This is a genomic window from Rhizobium altiplani (genome assembly GCF_001542405.1).
Taxonomy (GTDB): Bacteria; Pseudomonadota; Alphaproteobacteria; order Rhizobiales; family Rhizobiaceae; genus Rhizobium; species Rhizobium altiplani.
Window position 1 is genome coordinate 190,682 of record NZ_LNCD01000123.1, and the last position, 18,122, is coordinate 208,803.

At 59.7% G+C, this 18,122-nt stretch carries 17 protein-coding genes; 10 read left to right on the top strand and 7 right to left on the bottom strand.

Translation table 11 applies throughout. The annotated features are described in order from the left end of the window. Positions 1 to 51: 51 nt before the first annotated feature. Positions 52 to 1,815 (bottom strand): glucan ABC transporter ATP-binding protein/ permease, encoded by a 1,764-nt coding sequence (locus tag AS026_RS29240; protein ID WP_018855922.1) that lies wholly within the window; start codon positions 1,813 to 1,815, stop codon positions 52 to 54. Positions 1,816 to 2,131: 316 nt separating this feature from the next. Between AS026_RS29240 and AS026_RS29245 the strand changes: the two genes are divergently transcribed. Beyond that, entirely contained in the window at positions 2,132 to 2,872 is a 741-nt protein-coding gene (locus tag AS026_RS29245; RefSeq protein WP_062373924.1) for a helix-turn-helix transcriptional regulator, read from the top strand. A 115-nt stretch (positions 2,873 to 2,987) separates the two neighbouring features. Continuing rightward, positions 2,988 to 6,452, top strand: coding sequence for a pyruvate carboxylase (gene pyc / locus AS026_RS29250; RefSeq protein WP_062373926.1), 3,465 nt, complete (start codon positions 2,988 to 2,990; stop codon positions 6,450 to 6,452). A gap of 166 nt (positions 6,453 to 6,618) precedes the next feature. On the opposite strand, the gene AS026_RS29255 is transcribed toward pyc, so the two are convergent. From AS026_RS29255 to AS026_RS29265, 3 genes are all read right to left on the bottom strand, one after another. After that, the gene (locus tag AS026_RS29255) at positions 6,619 to 7,380 is read right to left on the bottom strand and encodes an amino acid ABC transporter ATP-binding protein (protein ID WP_025658055.1); all 762 of its coding nucleotides are present in this window, start codon (positions 7,378 to 7,380) and stop codon (positions 6,619 to 6,621) included. Further along, a complete protein-coding gene (locus tag AS026_RS29260) occupies positions 7,377 to 8,057 on the bottom strand; it encodes an amino acid ABC transporter permease (protein ID WP_025658056.1) in 681 nt (226 codons plus the stop codon). Before AS026_RS29260 ends, AS026_RS29255 begins: the two co-directional genes overlap by 4 nt. A 103-nt stretch (positions 8,058 to 8,160) precedes the next feature. Continuing rightward, positions 8,161 to 8,934, bottom strand: a complete 774-nt coding sequence (locus AS026_RS29265) for an amino acid ABC transporter substrate-binding protein (protein WP_062373930.1) — start codon at positions 8,932 to 8,934, stop codon at positions 8,161 to 8,163. A 239-nt stretch (positions 8,935 to 9,173) separates the two neighbouring features. On the opposite strand from AS026_RS29265, the gene AS026_RS29270 reads away from it, so the two are divergent. The 3 genes from AS026_RS29270 to ispG all read left to right on the top strand — a co-directional run bounded on the left by AS026_RS29270 (position 9,174) and on the right by ispG (position 12,551). After that, positions 9,174 to 9,956, top strand: a complete 783-nt coding sequence (locus tag AS026_RS29270) for a DeoR/GlpR family DNA-binding transcription regulator (RefSeq protein WP_025658058.1) — start codon at positions 9,174 to 9,176, stop codon at positions 9,954 to 9,956. A 58-nt stretch (positions 9,957 to 10,014) separates the two neighbouring features. Further along, positions 10,015 to 11,205, top strand: coding sequence for an MFS transporter (locus AS026_RS29275; RefSeq protein ID WP_062373933.1), 1,191 nt, complete (start codon positions 10,015 to 10,017; stop codon positions 11,203 to 11,205). Positions 11,206 to 11,300: 95 nt separating this feature from the next. Next, positions 11,301 to 12,551: a flavodoxin-dependent (E)-4-hydroxy-3-methylbut-2-enyl-diphosphate synthase gene (ispG, locus tag AS026_RS29280; protein WP_029867547.1), complete on the top strand. Its 1,251-nt coding sequence runs from the start codon at positions 11,301 to 11,303 to the stop codon at positions 12,549 to 12,551. Positions 12,552 to 12,569: 18 nt separating this feature from the next. Here ispG and AS026_RS29285 read toward each other — a convergent pair whose 3' ends face one another. Further along, positions 12,570 to 13,208 (bottom strand): LysE family translocator, encoded by a 639-nt coding sequence (locus tag AS026_RS29285; protein WP_062373936.1) that lies wholly within the window; start codon positions 13,206 to 13,208, stop codon positions 12,570 to 12,572. 116 nt (positions 13,209 to 13,324) lie between these two features. Further along, positions 13,325 to 14,239, bottom strand: a complete 915-nt coding sequence (locus tag AS026_RS29290) for a polyprenyl synthetase family protein (protein WP_062373939.1) — start codon at positions 14,237 to 14,239, stop codon at positions 13,325 to 13,327. 134 nt (positions 14,240 to 14,373) lie between these two features. Between AS026_RS29290 and mtgA the strand changes: the two genes are divergently transcribed. From mtgA to AS026_RS29315, 5 genes are all read left to right on the top strand, one after another. Next, positions 14,374 to 15,120, top strand: a complete 747-nt coding sequence (gene mtgA, locus AS026_RS29295; protein ID WP_025658063.1) for a monofunctional biosynthetic peptidoglycan transglycosylase — start codon at positions 14,374 to 14,376, stop codon at positions 15,118 to 15,120. 97 nt (positions 15,121 to 15,217) lie between these two features. Then, entirely contained in the window at positions 15,218 to 15,937 is a 720-nt protein-coding gene (locus AS026_RS29300) for a DUF1868 domain-containing protein (protein WP_062373941.1), read from the top strand. An 11-nt stretch (positions 15,938 to 15,948) separates the two neighbouring features. Continuing rightward, entirely contained in the window at positions 15,949 to 16,596 is a 648-nt protein-coding gene (locus AS026_RS29305; protein WP_025658065.1) for a glutathione S-transferase family protein, read from the top strand. A 156-nt stretch (positions 16,597 to 16,752) separates the two neighbouring features. After that, complete coding sequence (gene rpmF / locus AS026_RS29310; RefSeq protein WP_016556742.1) at positions 16,753 to 16,938, top strand: 50S ribosomal protein L32; 186 nt, start codon at positions 16,753 to 16,755, stop codon at positions 16,936 to 16,938. Positions 16,939 to 17,085: 147 nt separating this feature from the next. Next, positions 17,086 to 17,490, top strand: a complete 405-nt coding sequence (locus AS026_RS29315) for a hypothetical protein (protein WP_025658066.1) — start codon at positions 17,086 to 17,088, stop codon at positions 17,488 to 17,490. A 3-nt stretch (positions 17,491 to 17,493) separates the two neighbouring features. Here AS026_RS29315 and phaR read toward each other — a convergent pair whose 3' ends face one another. After that, entirely contained in the window at positions 17,494 to 18,066 is a 573-nt protein-coding gene (phaR, locus tag AS026_RS29320) for a polyhydroxyalkanoate synthesis repressor PhaR (RefSeq protein ID WP_018855907.1), read from the bottom strand. Positions 18,067 to 18,122: the final 56 nt, after the last annotated feature.

Here is an 18,122-nt window from a genome sequence, read left to right on the forward strand (position 1 = left end):
AGCCGGGCGGCAGGTACCGTCCGGCTTCTGTTTTTCCCTGAGCGATCCGTCTTATGCGGCCTCGGTCGTGTGCGCCTTGCGAACTTCTTCGTCCGTGAGGATGCCGCTGGCGCGCAGCAGTGCCGCGAACCGGCCGTTGCTATGGCTGAGCTCATCGAAGCTGCCTTCTTCGACGACACGGCCACCGTCCAGGAACAGGACCTTGTCTGCTTCGCGAACAGTCGAAAGACGGTGCGCGATGATGAAGGTCGTGCGGTTCTGGCGCAGGTTGTCGATTGCGGCCTTAACGCGATTTTCGGTTTCGACGTCAAGCGCGCTTGTCGCTTCGTCGAGCACGAGGATCGGGGCATCCTTGAGGATGGCGCGGGCAATCGCCACACGCTGACGTTCGCCGCCGGAAAGCCTGTTGCCGCGTTCGCCGACATGGGTGTCGTACTGCTCTTCGCGCGTCTCGATGAAGTCGGCGGCAGCGGCCGCTTCAGCTGCTCGACGCATGTCCTCATCCGAGGCGCCTTCCCGGCCGAGGCGAATGTTGTCGCTGATCGAGCGGTTGAGCAGGCCGGCATCCTGGAACACCGTCGCGATATAGCGGCGCAGCGACTTGCGGGTGATCTTCGTCGTGTCGTGACCATCGACGAGGATCTGGCCGCTATCCGGGTCATACACGCGCTGCAGCAGGTTGATCATCGTGGTCTTGCCCGAACCGGTCGGACCGACGATCGCAACCGTCTGACCAGCCTTGGCGGTAAAGGACACGTTGTGCAAGCCCTGCGCGGTGTTGCCGAAGCGGAACGACACGTTGCGGAATTCGACTTCACCCTTCACGTCGGCGATATCGTCATTGCCGGCAGGCTCTTCGCGTTCACGTACGGAGTCTTCGAGCGAGTAGAAATCCTCGAGCTTCGAACGGGCCTCGAAAATCTGCGTGGCAAACTGGCGCATCTGGTCGAGACGCGAGATCAGCAGGTTCGCAAAGCCGATGAAGGCAATCACGTCGCCGATGCGCAGCTCGCCGGACTGAACCATGAGCGTGCCGATGACGAGGATGATCATCATCGCAATGGTCGAAGCCATGCGGTTCATGGCGCCCGCGAGAGCCCACCAGTCGAGAACCGGATACTGAGCCTGCAGCAGGCGCTCGGCAAACGACTTCAGTGCCTTGGTTTCTGCTTCGATGCGATTGTAGCTATGGAGGACCGATACGTTGCTGATCGAGTCGCTGACGTGTGAGAAAACGGTGTGGTAGTGGTTTTCGACCGACGCCTGGCCATCCTTGGTGCGGCTCATGACGAGACGACCAATCAGCCAATAGGCGACGCCGAGCACGACCAGCACGCCCGAAAGACGCAGGTCCATCGACATCGCAGTCGGCACCAGAAGCGCGATGGCAACGGCAGTCGCCAGGTGGTTGCGCATGAACTCGAGCCAAAGGCCAAAGAGCGTTTCGCATGCGCGCAGCAGCGTATGCAGCGCATTCGACGTGCCACGCTGATGATGCCAGGACAGCGGCATGGAGATGATACGGCCGAACGCTTCCGTCAGCAGTGTGGCGCGGCGGCCATGGGCCAGCCGGTCGGCCTCACGAGCGACAAGAACGAACGCTATGGTGTTGAAAACGGCAAAGCCGGCCCACATGAAAAGGATGGGTTTGACTTCGCCCTTGCCTGAAATTGCATCGATGATGCGACCGAACAAAATCGGTTCGGCGATTGTGATCGCGGCAAGCACGATGTTCGCAATAACGACCAGGGATACGCGGAGCTTGTAGGCGCCGAGATAGCGCAAAGCTCTAGCATAGACCTTGAATAGCGACACGGCGATACCTCTTGTGCATGTGCGAAATAATGGACGCTGCAACGCTACAAAAAGATACCTGAACCAGCGATTAACGAAGCGTTCAGACGAGCGGTCGCGGCAAATTTCTTTTACGGAGCGCACCCACAGCAATCCATTCCGAGGGACTGAACTTTTTTGGGACGTATCGCAAATCTCGCAATTTTCACTTGCGTTGCATGGTCGCGCTGGCACACCATAGATTGACGTCTAAATGCGTCGCAGGGGCGCCCAACCAAACACTTCCCTTGGTCGTGATCATTCGGCTAGGAGCCCAACTGGCGTAGGGGCATTTATTTTGAGTATTCATTCATTAATTCAATTGCTTGTCGTTCTGGAAGAGTGTCGAAGACCCGAAGGAGTTGTTGGCGAACTGGAGCATGTCATCCACGCCTACGGCTTCCAGTATTATGGCCTTTTGCGACACCTGAAGGCGACTGAAGATCCAATCAGTCTTATGTTTGCCGGTCATTGGCCAGAGAAATGGCCGCAGATCTATCTTTCGAAGAAGTATGTTCTGAGCGACCCGACGGTGCGTTATCTTGCATATGCGCAAAGGCCGTTTCGCTGGAGGGACAGCCTGGCGGCCTTCCGGAAGGATCCGCACCATCGCCGGATGGAGCAAATGATGGCCGACGCACATAGCCATGGCCTGAAGGACGGCTACATTTTCCCAATCCAGGGCAGAAACGGCATCCTCGGCAACATGAGCGTAGGCGGGACACCCGTAGACCTCTCTCCTGTCGAGATTTCGCTCTTTGATGCCATTGCCCGAAAGGCTTTCTGGCGTCCCCTTGAGCTGAAGGGGGAGGCGGATGCGCTCGAAGAAGTTTCCGGCATCGACACGCGTTTGACGCGCCGGGAGATGGAAATACTTCAATATCTCGCGGAAGGCATGACCTCGGTTGAGATTGGCAAACGCCTCAAGATTTCAAACCACACCGTCGACTGGTACATGAACGGCCTACAAGACAAGCTGAAGGCAAAGAATAGACAGCACGCGGTCGCTGTCGCCTTCCGGCATGGGCTGATCACCTAGTCTTAGAGAAATTTTATTTCGGACGGTTCCGGAAATTGAACTTTCCGTGACAGCGCGTTAAGACTTCTCTTCGCGGGTGCAGCATTGCCCGTTTCGATGCCGTGAGGAGACTGCATTGCCCATATCCAAGATACTTGTTGCCAACCGTTCGGAAATTGCCATCCGCGTGTTTCGCGCGGCCAACGAGCTCGGGATAAAAACGGTCGCGATATGGGCGGAAGAAGACAAACTGGCACTGCACAGATTCAAGGCAGACGAAAGCTATCAGGTCGGCCGCGGCCCGCATCTTGCCCGCGACCTCGGTCCGATCGAGAGCTATCTGTCGATCGATGAGGTGATCCGCGTCGCCAAGCTTTCCGGCGCCGATGCGATCCATCCCGGCTACGGCCTGCTGTCGGAAAGCCCGGAATTCGTCGATGCCTGCAATAAGGCAGGCATCATCTTCATCGGTCCGACGGCCGATACAATGCGCCAGCTCGGCAACAAAGTCGCCGCGCGCAATCTGGCAATCTCCGTCGGCGTGCCTGTCGTGCCGGCAACGGAACCGTTGCCGGATGATATGGCTGAGGTCGCCAAGATGGCGGCGGCGATCGGCTACCCCGTGATGCTGAAGGCCTCCTGGGGTGGCGGCGGACGCGGCATGCGCGTCATCCGCTCGGAAGCCGACCTTGCACGCGAGGTGACGGAGGCCAAGCGCGAAGCGATGGCGGCCTTTGGTAAGGACGAGGTTTATCTCGAAAAGCTCGTCGAGCGTGCGCGCCATGTCGAAAGCCAGATCCTTGGCGACACGCATGGCAATGTCGTTCATCTCTTCGAGCGCGACTGCTCGATCCAGCGCCGCAACCAGAAGGTCGTCGAGCGTGCGCCGGCGCCTTACCTGTCGGAAGCCCAGCGCCAGGAACTGGCGGCATACTCGCTGAAGATCGCGGGTGCCACCAACTACATCGGTGCGGGCACCGTCGAATATCTGATGGATGCCGACACCGGCAAATTCTACTTCATCGAAGTCAATCCGCGCATCCAGGTCGAGCACACGGTCACCGAAGTCGTTACAGGCATCGATATCGTCAAGGCGCAGATCCACATCCTTGATGGCTTTGCGATCGGTACACCGGAATCGGGCGTTCCCGAGCAGAAGGACATTCGCCTCAACGGCCATGCCCTGCAGTGCCGCATCACGACAGAGGATCCGGAGCACAACTTCATTCCGGACTACGGCCGCATCACCGCCTATCGTTCGGCATCCGGCTTCGGCATCCGTCTCGATGGCGGCACCTCCTATTCCGGCGCGATCATCACCCGGTACTACGATCCGCTGCTGGTCAAGGTCACTGCCTGGGCCCCGAACCCGCTGGAAGCGATCTCCCGCATGGACCGTGCATTGCGTGAGTTCCGTATCCGCGGCGTTGCGACGAACCTCACCTTCCTGGAAGCGATCATCACGCATCCGAATTTCAAGGATAACAGCTACACCACGCGCTTCATCGACTCGACGCCGGAGCTCTTCCAGCAGGTCAAGCGACAGGATCGCGCGACGAAGCTTCTGACTTACCTCGCTGATGTGACGGTCAACGGCCATCCGGAAGCCAAGGATCGACCGAAGCCGTCCGCCGATATCGCCGAGCCGATTGTCCCTTATACCAACGGTAGCGGCATCGCCGACGGCACCAAGCAGCTTCTCGACAAGCTCGGTCCGAAGAAGTTCGGCGAGTGGATGCGCAACGAAAAGCGCATCCTGATGACCGATACGACGATGCGCGACGGCCACCAGTCGCTGCTTGCGACCCGCATGCGCACCTATGACATCGCGCGGATCGCCGGCACCTATGCGCACGCTTTGCCGAACCTCCTTTCGCTCGAATGCTGGGGCGGCGCGACGTTTGACGTTTCGATGCGCTTCCTGACGGAAGATCCGTGGGAGCGTCTGTCGCTCGTGCGGGAATCCGCGCCTAACCTGCTTTTGCAGATGCTGCTGCGCGGAGCAAACGGCGTCGGCTACAAGAATTACCCTGACAACGTCGTCAAATACTTCGTCCGGCAGGCTGCTGCCGGCGGCATCGATCTCTTCCGCGTCTTCGACTGCCTGAACTGGGTCGAGAACATGCGCGTATCGATGGATGCGGTGGCCGAGGAGAACAAGCTCTGCGAAGCGGCAATCTGCTACACCGGCGATATCCTGAATTCGGCGCGCCCGAAGTACGATCTCAAGTACTATACGGACCTTGCCGTTGAGCTCGAAAGAGCCGGCGCGCATATCATCGCGCTGAAGGATATGGCGGGCCTGCTGAAGCCGGCTGCCGCCAAGGCGCTGTTCAAGGCGCTGCGCGACGCCACCAGCCTGCCGATCCACTTCCACACGCACGACACCTCGGGCATTGCAGCGGCGACGGTTCTCGCGGCGGTCGATGCCGGCGTCGACGCGGTCGATGCGGCGATGGACGCGTTGTCCGGCAATACCTCGCAGCCCTGCCTTGGCTCGATCGTTGAAGCGCTGCGCGGCTCCGAACGCGATCCCGGTCTCGATCCGGAATGGATCCGCCGTATCTCCTTCTATTGGGAAGCGGTGCGCCATCAGTACGCGGCCTTCGAAAGCGACCTCAAGGGACCGGCCTCCGAAGTCTATCTGCACGAAATGCCGGGCGGCCAGTTCACCAACCTCAAGGAACAGGCCCGTTCGCTCGGTCTCGAGACGCGCTGGCACGAAGTGGCGCAGGCCTATGCCGACGCCAACCAGATGTTCGGCGATATCGTCAAGGTGACGCCGTCCTCGAAGGTCGTCGGCGACATGGCGCTGATGATGGTCAGCCAAGACCTGACGGTTGCCGATGTCGTCAGCGCCGACAAGGAAGTCTCCTTCCCGGAATCTGTTGTCTCGATGCTGAAGGGCGATCTCGGTCAGCCTCCATCAGGCTGGCCGGAGGCGCTGCAGAAGAAGGCACTGAAGGGCGATGCGCCCTATACGGTGCGTCCGGGTTCGCTGCTTGCCGACGCTGACCTCGATGCCGAGCGCAAAGCGATCGAGACCAAGCTGGAGCGCGAGGTCAATGACTTCGAATTCGCCTCCTACCTGATGTATCCGAAAGTCTTCACCGACTTTGCGCTGGCCTCCGACACCTACGGCCCGGTCTCCGTCCTGCCGACGCCGGCCTATTTCTACGGCCTTGCCGACGGCGAGGAACTGTTTGCCGATATCGAAAAGGGCAAGACGCTCGTCGTCGTCAACCAGGCGATGAGCCAGACCGACGAGCAAGGCATGGTGACTGTCTTCTTCGAACTCAACGGCCAGCCGCGCCGCATCAAGGTGCCGGATCGCGCGCATGGTGCGACCGGTGCCGCCGCCCGCCGCAAGGCGGAACCGGGCAATGCCGCGCATGTCGGTGCGCCGATGCCAGGCGTCATCTCGCGCGTCTTTGTCTCGCCCGGCCAGGCGGTCAATGCCGGTGACGTGCTTGTTTCTATCGAGGCTATGAAGATGGAAACGGCGATCCACGCCGAAAAGGACGGTGCGATCGCGGAAGTGCTTGTCAAAGCCGGCGACCAGATCGACGCCAAGGATCTGTTGGTCAGCTACGCGGGCTGACGAAGATGCGAGGGACAAAAAGAGGGTGGCCTTCGGGCCGCCCTTCTGCTTTTTATGCGCGAATTGATATGAGCAAGCTCAAGATTGTCGTCGAAAGACGTGAGGAACCAGCTCGACCGGCTTGCTTGTGGGGGAACGCGCTGCGCGCTGTCGCTCCACGTGCCCCTTAAATATCGTAGGTATGGGCGGCGTTGATCGTCGAGATGAAGCGTTTGGTGCGCTCTCGCTCCGGCGCCGTGAAGATGTTCCTTGCGCTTCCCGTCTCGACCACACTGCCGGCCTCGAGGAAGACAACGTCGTTGGCGATCTTCGAGGCAAGGCGCAGGTCATGCGTCGCCATTACCATCGTCGTGCCCTCGCGGGCGAGACGGCCGAGAACATCGACGACTTCGGCGGAAAGCTCGGGGTCGAGCGCCGATGTCGGTTCATCGCAGAGAAGAACTCGCGGAGAGGGAGCGAGCGCGCGGGCGATTGCGACGCGCTGCTGTTGTCCACCCGAGAGCGTCGAAGGCCAGGCGTCGGCCTTGTGCGCCATGTTGACCTTTGTCAGCAATTCCATCGCCCGTTCACGCGCCTTTTCCTTCGGCCACTTGAGCACGGTGATGAGGCCCTCCATTACATTCTCGATGGCCGTCTGATGCGGAAAGAGCTGGAAGTTCTGGAATACCATTCCGGTCTGCCGGCGGATCTTCTGGATCGCCTGCCAGCCGGTCTTCTGGCCTGGCGTAAAGCTTATTTTCTCGTCGCCGAGGCGGATCGTACCTGCTGTCGGGATCTCCAGCAGGTTGATGCATCGCAGCAGCGTGCTCTTGCCTCCGCCCGAGGGGCCGACGAGTGCGGTGACGCTGCCTTCCGGAATCCGGATGCTGATGTCTTTCAGGATGACGGCGTCGCCGAAGCGCTTTTCGATATGGGAAAGCTCGATCATGCGTTTGCCTCCAGCATGCCGCCATAGCGCGCGAAGCGACGCTCGAGGCGAACCTGCAACGCTGATAGGACGGAGCTCAAAGCAAGGTATATCAATGCGGCCTGGATGTAGAGGATGAGCGGCTCGTAAGTGGTCGCGACGATGCGCTGCGCAGCCTGGAACAGCTCCGGGACCGTAATGGCGGCCGCCAGCGACGTGTCCTTCACCAGCGAGATGAACGTATTGGAGAGCGGCGGTACAGCAACGCGCCCGGCCTGGGGCAGGATCGTGCGGCTCATCGCCTGGCGCCAGCTCATGCCGATCGAATAGGCCGCTTCCCACTGCCCCTTCGGCACGGAGGAGATAACGGCGCGGATGATTTCGGAGCTATAGGCGCCGATGTTGAGGGTGAAGCCGATCAGTGCTGCCGGAAAGGCGTCGAGCAGGATGCCGATGCTCGGCAGGCCGTAAAAGATGACGAAGAGTTGCACCAGCAGCGGTGTGCCCCTGATGGCCCAGACATAGAAGCGCGCGATGGCGGCGATCGGCGCCGGCGCGAAAAGCCGTGCGATTGCCGTCAGCAGTCCAAGGATGAGACCGAGTGTGAATGACAGGAGCGTCAGCGGGATCGTGAAGATCAGGCCGGCCCAGAGGAGCGGACCAAGCGACTCCGCCATCAGTTGAAGCCAGTGCGGCAAGGTTCAATCCTCAAAGAAGATGCGTCCAGCGAGGTTTCGCTGAACGCTTTCTCGGGAACATATAAAGGATGTGGCGGCGGCAGCAAGCCGCCTGCGTTACGAGTTACTTCGAAACGTCCTGACCGAAGTACTTGTCGGAGATCTTCTTGTAGGTGCCGTCGGCCTTGATGTCGGCCAGTGCCTTGTTGATGGCTTCCAGTAGCTCCGGCTCACCCTTGCGGATGATGATGCCGGAAAAATCGGCATTTTCCTGCTGGGCGACGATCTTCACCGGAGCGTCAGGCTTGTGCTTCTTGAAGTCGAGGAAGGAGAGGCTGTCGTTGATCGTCGCGTCTGCACGCTTGGTCAATACGAGCTGGATCGACTGGTCGAAACCATCGGTACCGACGAGTTCTGCGCCGGACTGTTCGGCAAGCTTGCCGAAGTTACTGGTCAGCGACTGAGCCGACTTCTTGCCCTTCAGGTCCGCAAAGCCCTTGATGCTGTCGTCGCCGTCGCGAATGATGAGAACGGCCTTGGATGCGATGTAGGGCTCGGAGAAATCGTACTTCTGCTTGCGGGCTTCGGTGATACCGACCTGGTTGATGACCGTGTCGTAGCGCTTGGCATCAAGACCGGCGATCAGGCCGTCCCATTTGCCTTCGACGAATTCGGCCTTGACGCCGAGCTTGGCAGCAACCGCCTCGCCGATCTCCACGTCGAAGCCGACCAGCTTGCCGCTATCGTCATGATAGGTGAACGGGGCGTAAGTACCCTCCGTGCCGATCTTGAAGACACCCGCAGACTTGATGGCAGCGAGGTTTTCGCCGGCAACGGCGGGAAGAAGGGCGGCGGCCTGGATCAGTGCTGCAGCGGCGATAGTCTTCAGGAGGTTCATCTATTTATCCAATTCACAGGGTGTTTGATGCACGAAAAATCGCAGAAAAGCTGATCGCTGCGAAGCGTAGAAAACTGCGAAGAAAATCGGCATCTGCGAATATTTTTCTCATTTATCACAGATTTGGCGCGCCCCGTTTCAGTTTGTGAAGATCGAGATAACGCACCACACTTGCGTGCACGTTTGTATCCGTTTATGCATGTTTTTATCAGTTTTTGATCAACCAGGCTGAAGTCGGCATGAATGCGAACGAACTTCTCCTGCAGGAGCGCCAAAGCGTCATCCTGCGGAAGCTGCACAGTGATGGTCGGGTGCTAGCGGCAGACCTTGCAGTTGAATTCCGTGTATCCGAAGACACGGTCCGCAGGGACCTGCGCGAGATGGCAGCTGCCGGCCTGTGCGAGCGCGTCTATGGTGGCGCGTTGCCGGTTGCGCCCGCCGGCGGGAGCCTTGGCCACCGGGCAGGGATCGCGCGGGATCGCAAGCAGGCGCTCGCCGTCGCCGCTGTGTCGCAGATCGTTCCCGGCTCGACCGTGTTTTTCGATGCGGGCAGCACCAACCTCGCAATTGCGACGGCCCTGCCAATGGATTTGACCCTGACGGCAGCGACCAACGCGCCAGCGATCGCCGCCGCCCTGATCGAGAAGCCGGCGGTTAACGTGATCCTGATCGGCGGGCTTATCGACCGGCAGGTCAGCGGTGCGCTCGGCGCAAAGGCCATGCGCGACATGGAATCCCTGTCACCCGATCTTTGCATCCTCGGTGCTTGCGGGATAGATCTGACTGCTGGCGTGACGGCCTTCGGCTTCGAAGATGCTGAATTCAAGCGTTTTGCAGCATCGCGAAGCAAGAAGGTTCTGGTCGCCGCGACGTCCGACAAGTTCGGCACTGCCGCGCCACATAGCGTGCTTCCGGTGGCGCAGTGCGAGTGCCTGGTGGTCGAGCAGGACGCCGACCCGGCCATGCTGGCGCGCTATCGCGACAGCGGCTGCAGGACGATCGTGGCTGGCGGAACGACATAACTATCATTCAAGAAACGCGTCGGGCGAGTGCCGACGTCGAGACACTGTGGGAAGAGACATGGATCACGTTAACACAGCGCCGATGGTTAGAAGCGGCTACGTAACGAAGAACAGGATAGCGGTTTCGCTGCTGTTTCTCGTCAATGGCTTCATCGTTGGCTGCTGGGCGCCGAAAATTCCCGAATTCGCAGAGCGCCTGCAGCTGAGCAAGTTTCAGTTGGGTCTGATGATCCTGGTTCTTGGTGTCGGTTCGCTTACCCTGATGCCAATCGCGGGGGCGCAAATCGCGCGCTATGGCTCGAAACTTGTCGCGCAGATCGCTGCGGTGTGCCTTCTGCCTGCGCTGCTTGCACTGACGCTTGCGCCGAACGTTGCGACAGGGGCGATCTCGATCTTTCTGTTTGGCGGCTTCATGGGAGCCATGGACGTTGCCATGAATGCGAATGCGGTTGCGGTCGAGCAATCGATGCGGCGGTCGATCATGTCCTCGTGCCACGCCTTCTGGAGTTTGGGCGGTTTGATCGGCGCCGGCCTCGGTGGCCTGCTGATCGCCAAGGTCGGTGTGCTCTGGCATGCGCAGATTGCGACTGCGCTTGCGGCGATCGTTCTGGGCGTCGCCTGGAGGATGATCCTCGCGGACCCTCCGCATCCCGACGAGAAGAAGGAAAAGCTTCGGCTGCCACTGGTGCCGCTGCCGTGGCTGATCGGCTTGATGGCGCTGTTCTCCATGGTTCCCGAGGGCGCGGTGCTGGATTGGGGCGCGCTCTACCTGCGTGAGGAACTGGGAGCATCGGTGGCGCTTTCCGGCTTCGGCTTTGCGGCGTTTTCGCTGACGATGTCGGTCATGCGGTTTGGCGGCGATCTTGTTCGCGACCGGCTTGGCGGCGTGTTGACGCTTAGGATCTGCACGCTGTTTGCGATATCAGGCATGCTGCTCGCCGCCTTTGCGCCCAATGCGGAAATTGCGATCCTGGGCTTTGCGCTTTGCGGCATCGGGATCTCGAACATGGTTCCGATTGCGTTTTCGGCTGCCGGCAATATTCCGGGCCTGCGCGCCGGCATTGGCCTCTCTGTGGTAACCACCATGGGCTATTCCGGAATGTTGGTGGCTCCCTCCGCGATCGGCTTTGTGGCGGAGCATATCGGATTCAGTGTCGTCTTCATGGCGTTGCCGGTGTTGCTTGTCGTCGTACTGCTGTTCTCGAACCTTGCACGCTATGCCGACGGCATCTCGGGTGGCGGTCACTGAGACGGCTCCAAGTAAAAGTGATGTGCGGGGCGGTTGACAACAAAGCGGGCATGATCCACCTGAAAGACACGAATTTCAGGGGTTCAAGACTCTATATGTCTTCTGCTGCAGATTTTGATCCGAAGCCGCGCCGCGCATCCGTTGCGGTCGATGTTGGTGGTGTCATCGTGGGTGGGGGCGCGCCTGTTGTCGTCCAGTCGATGACGAATACCGACACTGCGGATATCGACTCCACCGTTGCGCAGGTGGCGGCTCTTTTCAAATCGGGGTCCGAGATTGTCCGCATCACCGTCGACCGCGACGAGAGCGCGGCCGCGGTTCCGAAAATTCGCGAACGGCTGCTGCGCCTTGGCATGGACGTCCCGCTCGTCGGTGATTTCCACTACATCGGCCACAAGCTTCTTGCCGACCATCCGGCTTGCGCCGAGGCGCTGGCGAAATACCGTATCAATCCGGGCAACGTCGGCTTCAAGGACAAGAAGGACAAGCAGTTCGGCGACATCATCGAGATGGCGATCCGCTACGACAAGCCGGTGCGCATTGGCGTGAACTGGGGCTCGCTGGATCAGGAATTGCTGACGGCGCTGATGGACCAGAACGCCGAGGCCGGGTCACCGCTCTCGGCGCGCCAAGTGACGCGTGAGGCGATCGTGCAGTCCGCCTTGATCTCGGCCAATCTGGCCGAAGAGATCGGTCTGCCGCGCAACCGGATCATTCTGTCGGCCAAGGTCAGCCAGGTCCAGGATCTGATCGCCGTCTATTCGATGCTCTCCGAACGCTCCGACCATGCCCTGCATCTCGGCCTTACCGAAGCCGGCATGGGCAGCAAGGGGATCGTCGCTTCATCGGCTGCCATGGGCTATGTGCTGCAGCAGGGGATCGGCGATACGATCCGCGTGTCGCTGACGCCGGAGCCGAATGGCGACCGGACGCGCGAAGTGCAGGTTGCCCAGGAGCTGCTGCAGGTGATGGGCTTCCGCCAGTTCGTGCCTGTCGTTGCGGCTTGTCCCGGCTGCGGGCGCACGACCTCGACCGTATTCCAGGAACTGGCGCAGAACATCCAGAACGACCTTCGCAAGAACATGCCGGTCTGGCGCGAGAAATATCCGGGTGTCGAAGCGCTGAACGTTGCGGTCATGGGCTGCATCGTCAACGGACCAGGTGAAAGCAAGCACGCCGACATCGGCATCTCCCTGCCCGGCACCGGCGAAACGCCGGCGGCGCCGGTGTTCATCGACGGCAAGAAGGCGTTGACCCTGCGCGGACCGAACATCGCTTCTGACTTTGAGGCGCTCGTGGTCGACTACATCGAAAAGCGCTTCGGGCAGAAGACGGCCGCCGAATAAAGCGGCAATCGAAAACGCTCAGATTCGGCTGGTCAGCAGCTTCAGCCCCGCAACACAGTAGAAGGCGGCCATAGCCCCTTCGATCCAGCGGCGTATGTTGCGGTAAATCTTCAACGCATGTGGTGTCGAGAACAACACTGCGTATCCCATGAAGACGGTAAAGCCTGTCACCATGCACACTCCGCTGATCAGGCCGGCGACGGGTGCCGGCGCGCCCTGCGGCATGCCGAGCGCGATGATCGCCAGCCATGCGAAGATGGCCTTCGGATTGGTGATGTGGATACCATAGCCGCGCAGCAACAGGGCCCGCGTCGAAAGGTTCTTCTGCACGACAGCTGTCGGCAGGTCATTGTTGGCGCGTACGGCCTTGAAGGCCTTGTAGGCGAGATAAAGCAGATAGAGGCCGCCGAAGACCTTCAGGATCTCAAGCGCGATGGCGTAGGTCTGGAGGATGGTCGCAAGACCGAGAGCGGCGGCGCATGCCCAGGTGAACGAACCCGCGAAGATGCCAAGCGCGATGGTCATGCCTGCCTTCCGGCCATGCGTCATCGACGTCGACACGATGGCCATGATTGCCGGGCCAGGGCTGATGACGGCGATCAGATAGGCGACGTAGGCCGGCAGGATCTGCGGCAGGTAGGTCAGGATCTCATGCATCTTGCGTCTCTTGTTCGGCCACTCGGCTATTGCCGGTTTTTTTGGCCCGGCTCCAAGCGAACGACAAGGGACTGCATCTCGTCAGGTGGCGGAAATATTGTCTCGGTGACGCTTTTTCAGCTCTTGCGTCCGGCAATGAAGCGAGCTGCTTCAGTCAGAACTGTGCCGCGCCCGGCATAGGGAGACAGCAGTGCTTCGGCCTCGCGCACATGCTCGGCAAGCTTGGCTTCCGCCCATGCCATGCCGTGCAGTGCCACCAATGTGCCCTTGCTGCGACCGGCGTCCTTACCCGTCGCCTTGCCCATTGTGGCTGCATCGGAGGTGAGATCGAGAATGTCGTCCGCGAGCTGGAAGGCGAGGCCGATCCTCTCGCCGAACTGACGCAGTCGTGTACGATCCTCTGGCGAAGCGCCGGCAATGATGGCGCCGGCTTCGCAGGCAAAGCGGATGAGCGCGCCTGTTTTCATGGCCTGCAGCGTCACGATGCCTTGTTCGTCCGGCGCTTGCTTCTCGGCGGCAAGGTCGAGTGCCTGACCGCCTGCCATGCCTCCGATGCCTGCGGCTCGCGCCAGCGCGAGCGTCAACACCACTTTGGCGGCATCGGGCAATTTCGTTTCGGGCGCAGCGATGATGTCAAAGGCATAGGTGAGCAGACTATCGCCAGTGAGGATGGCGGTCGCCTCATCGTAGGCGATGTGCACGGTCGGTTTGCCTCGACGCAGGTCGTCGTCGTCCATTGCCGGCAGATCGTCGTGAACCAGCGAATAACAGTGCACGCATTCGAGTGCCGCGCCCACACGCAGCGCCGCGTCTCTGTCCCCGCCGAGCAGCGATGCCGCCTCGATGACCAGGAAAGGGCGGAGCCGCTTGCCGCCGTTCAGGCTGGCATAGTGCATGGCTGAACGCAGCCGTTCCGGACGGACGATCTCGCCGTTCAATACGGATGATGACAGCAGAGTGTCGAGCACAGCCTCGACCTCGCGCGCGGTGGCCGTCAATCTGGCTTCGAATGTTTCAGAGCTTGCGTCCATGGCGCGCTGTTTGGCATGAGCTGCCTTCCCTCTGCAACGGAATTGTCGATCATCCGGCGAAGATTTCCTTTGTCTCTGGCAATGCCAGTTCGCAAACGGTATGGAGGAGAAGGGCAAGAGACTGGGTCGGGGAATTGGACATCACGCCGGAGAGAGAGGAAAGCATGACCGTGCCGTTTCACAGGCACGCGTTGTTTTGGCTCAAGGGCCGGCCCGTGATCATGCGCATCGCTCTCGCACTGGCGGCGCTCGTCATTCTTCCCTATGTCCTGATTGTCCTCTATCTGCTGCCTTTCGTTCACCCCGTTTCCACGCTCATGCTTCGCGATCTGGTGCTGCTGCGCGGCTACGACCGGCAATGGGTATCGCTCGACGATATCTCGCCGGTTCTCGTCCAGTCGGTGATGATGTCCGAGGATGGACAATATTGCTTCCACGGCGGTGTCGATTGGGGCGAGATGCGGATGTTGTTGGAGGATACGCTGAGCGGCCAGGCGACCCGTGGCGGCAGTACGATCCCGATGCAGACGGTGAAGAACCTGTTCCTGTGGAATAGCCGGTCCTTCGTTCGCAAGGCGATGGAGCTGCCGTTGGCTGTGACCGCAGATTTCGTCTGGTCGAAGCGGCGCCTGATGGAGATCTATCTCAACATTGCCGAATGGGGGCCGGGGATATACGGCATCGAGGCCGCGGCACGTCACCATTTCAACGTGCCGGCATCGAAATTGACCAGTCGGCAGGCCGCTCTTCTTGCCGTGTCGCTTCCCAACCCCTTCGATCGCAACGCCGGCAAGCCCGGGCGTGGCTTGCGACGGCTCGCCGGCCTGATCGAGCGGCGCGCACGAGGGTCGGGCGATTACATCAGATGCATTTATGATTGATATCGCAATAAGTCGTTGGTGCTCATGAGTGTCATCTGGCATTCGTGCTTTAAAATTATGGACGGAAATCCCGCCATCAACGACCGGATTACCAGCGATGATTTCTGCCCTTTCGCCCAGCCTTCTGACCTATTCCGCCATTCATAATCCTGTCCCGCCGAGGCATCTCGGGACCCGCTACGACGCAACTGGGACGTTTCTGCGCGAGCCCGGCAATACGGTCGTCTGTCATCTGGTCGAGGGATCGCGCTCGCAGCAGGCGATCGTTGAAGCGCGTGAGACGTTTCTGGCGATGCCGGAAGCTTCGCAGTTCGCCTTCACGCCGATCTCCAGCCTGCACATGACCCTGTTTCAGGGTATTATCGAGTATCGCCGCACGCCGCCTTATTGGCCGGCGGATGTGGCGTTTGACACTGGGATCGAGCGCATGAATGAGATCTTTCTGGATCGGTTGCAATTCTTCGAGCCACTGGGCCCGTTTGAGGTTGAAGTCACGGAGGTCACGCCAGTCGGACTTGCGGTGGACGGCATTACCGCAGCGGACCGGCGGATCATGAAGGAATGGCGTGATGCGTTCGCCCCTGTGTTCGGTTACCGGCACCCGGATCATGACACCTATGCATTCCACGTCACATTCTGCTATCCGATCGCGAGGCTGCCGGAAGCGGCGCTCCCGGCATGGCAGGCTATGCTCGATAGCGTGCTTGCCACACTGCGCGAAACCGCTCCGGTGATAGAATTGAAGCCTCCGGCCTTCTGCTCTTTCGACGATATGAACCATTTCGATGAGCGGCTTGTGTTCGCGCCTGCAGCGTAAAGGGAGATTTCATGGACAAGCTCACGCTCTACATCGGCAACAAGAACTATTCGTCCTGGTCGCTTCGGCCATGGATCGCCATGACGGCCGCTGGCATTCCCTTCGAGGAGGTGCTGGTTCCCTTCGATTTTCCCGCCGGCAATCCGCGCTTCAGGGAGTTCTCGCCAACGGGGCAGGTCCCTGTGCTTCAGCACGGCGATGTTCGTGTCTGGCAGTCACTGGCGATCATCGAATATGTTGCCGAACTCTTCCCGGAAGCCGGGATATGGCCAAAGGAGCGTGGGAAGCGAGCGGTCGCGCGCGCTGTTTCCATGGAAATGCTTGCGGGTTTCAGAGCCCTGCGGAGCGCTTGCCCGATGAATATCCGGCGGCCGAAGGGCAAGATCGCGCTTGCTGACGGGGTCATGGCCGATGTCGCCCGCATCGAGACGATCTGGCGCGACCTGCGCGCCCACTCCGGCGGGCCGTTCCTTTCTGGCGGTTTTTCAGGCGCCGACGCGATGTTCGCGCCGGTTGTCAGTCGTTTCGAGGTATACGACCTGGTATCTGCCGGCGACACGCTCAGTTATATTGCAGCCGTCAAGGCGCATCCCGCCTGGAAAAAGTGGGAAGAGGCGGCGCGAGCCGAGCCCTGGATTGTCGAGGAAGACGAGGTCTGACCCTTGAATCGCAGGAATCTCAAAAAATAAGCTTGGGGACTGGTCAAGCCCCCTCAAGGCATGTATAAGCGCGCAAAATTTCCGAAATCGCGACACGTCGTTTCGGCCGCCGGTCTGGCCGTAGGATGTGTTTGCCCGTGAAGTGGAGTAAGAGAAATGGCTGTACCGAAGAGAAAAACGAGCCCGTCCAAGCGCGGTATGCGCCGCTCTGCCGACGCGCTGAAGGCTGCGACCTACGTTGAAGACAAGAACTCCGGCGAACTGCGCCGTCCGCACCATATCGATCTGAAGACCGGTATGTATCGCGGCCGTCAGGTTCTGACGCCGAAGGAAAGCGCATAATACATTTGCGCTCCGTCTGGGTAAGACTTGCGAGGTCGGCCATGTGCCGGCCTTTTGCTTTTTCCGACGACAGATACATTCTTTGGATGGCTTGAAGTCACGCGGCGATTTACGGCACTATTCTCTCGCTGGGGGAGATATTGCCACATGTTCAATGCTATACCGCTGATGATTATTCCGTTCATTCTCTACAATATGTCGATGCTGGGCTTGATGGGCGGCGGCGGGCTTCCATCGCTCGAAAACGATGTCATCGTTTTGTCGATGATTTCGGGGGCCATGTGGAGCATGTCGCTCGGCGACCTCTTCATCGTCATCGCGCTTGCAGTCCTGTTCTTCGAAATACTGAAGGCGACCCGCTATTACGGCAGCCTTACCAATCACATGTTGTCGATGCTCGTCTTTATTGCCTTCCTGGTCGAGTTTCTCCTCGTCCAGGATGCGGCCACCCAGGTTTTCTTCATCCTGATGACGATTGTGTTGATCGATGTGATTGGCGGCTTTGCCGTATCTATTCGCACCGCCAGGCGCGATGTTTCGATCGGGCTCTGACGCTTAGAGACTATCGAGCTTGTTCTGAAGGGCGCGCAGTTGTTCCTTCAGCTCGTCGATGTCCTTTGCTTCCGCTTTGCGGCTCTCCTTGGCCGGTGGCGTCATGAACGGCGAGAACATCTGCATGGCCTGCTGGAACATCTCGGTATTGCGACGGACCTGGTCTTCGACCAATTGCATCGGCAGTTGCAGGTTCTTGCCGATCGGCGTTTCGCCGAAAGCGCGCGTGACCTGCTCGCGCATCTGCGCCTGCTGTTCTGTAAAGGCGCGCATGGAGTGTTCCAGGAAGCTCGGTACGACCATCTGCATCTGGTCGCCGTAATAGGTAATCAGCTGGCGGAGGAACGAGATCGGCAGGAGCGTGTTGCCCGTCTTGGATTCCTGTTCGAAAATGATTTGTGTCAGTACCGAGTGGGTAATGTCGTCCCCGCTCTTTGCATCCTGGACCGTAAAATCCTCCCCCTTCTTTACCATCTCCGCCAGGTCTTCCAACGTTACGTAAGTGCTGGTACCTGTGTTGTAGAGGCGGCGATTGGCGTATTTCTTGATTACGATCTGCCCGTCATTCTTCGCCATATCAGTCTCCCGAAGCCCGTCTGATTGTTATGGAAATTCCTCCACGGAGGAATGTA

Bases quoted from the DNA above. Each gene is read 5' to 3' on its own strand.
- AS026_RS29265 (WP_062373930.1), bottom strand. From the start codon at position 8,934: ATGAACCTCCTGAAGACTATCGCCGCTGCAGCACTGATCCAGGCCGCC.
- phaR (WP_018855907.1), bottom strand. From the start codon at position 18,066: ATGGCGAAGAATGACGGGCAGATCGTAATCAAGAAATACGCCAATCGC.
- AS026_RS29255 (WP_025658055.1), bottom strand. From the start codon at position 7,380: ATGATCGAGCTTTCCCATATCGAAAAGCGCTTCGGCGACGCCGTCATC.
- AS026_RS29275 (WP_062373933.1), top strand. From the start codon at position 10,015: ATGGATCACGTTAACACAGCGCCGATGGTTAGAAGCGGCTACGTAACG.
- rpmF (WP_016556742.1), top strand. From the start codon at position 16,753: ATGGCTGTACCGAAGAGAAAAACGAGCCCGTCCAAGCGCGGTATGCGC.
- AS026_RS29290 (WP_062373939.1), bottom strand. From the start codon at position 14,239: ATGGACGCAAGCTCTGAAACATTCGAAGCCAGATTGACGGCCACCGCG.
- AS026_RS29305 (WP_025658065.1), top strand. From the start codon at position 15,949: ATGGACAAGCTCACGCTCTACATCGGCAACAAGAACTATTCGTCCTGG.
- AS026_RS29285 (WP_062373936.1), bottom strand. From the start codon at position 13,208: ATGCATGAGATCCTGACCTACCTGCCGCAGATCCTGCCGGCCTACGTC.
- AS026_RS29300 (WP_062373941.1), top strand. From the start codon at position 15,218: ATGATTTCTGCCCTTTCGCCCAGCCTTCTGACCTATTCCGCCATTCAT.
- AS026_RS29270 (WP_025658058.1), top strand. From the start codon at position 9,174: ATGAATGCGAACGAACTTCTCCTGCAGGAGCGCCAAAGCGTCATCCTG.
- ispG (WP_029867547.1), top strand. From the start codon at position 11,301: ATGTCTTCTGCTGCAGATTTTGATCCGAAGCCGCGCCGCGCATCCGTT.
- AS026_RS29315 (WP_025658066.1), top strand. From the start codon at position 17,086: ATGTTCAATGCTATACCGCTGATGATTATTCCGTTCATTCTCTACAAT.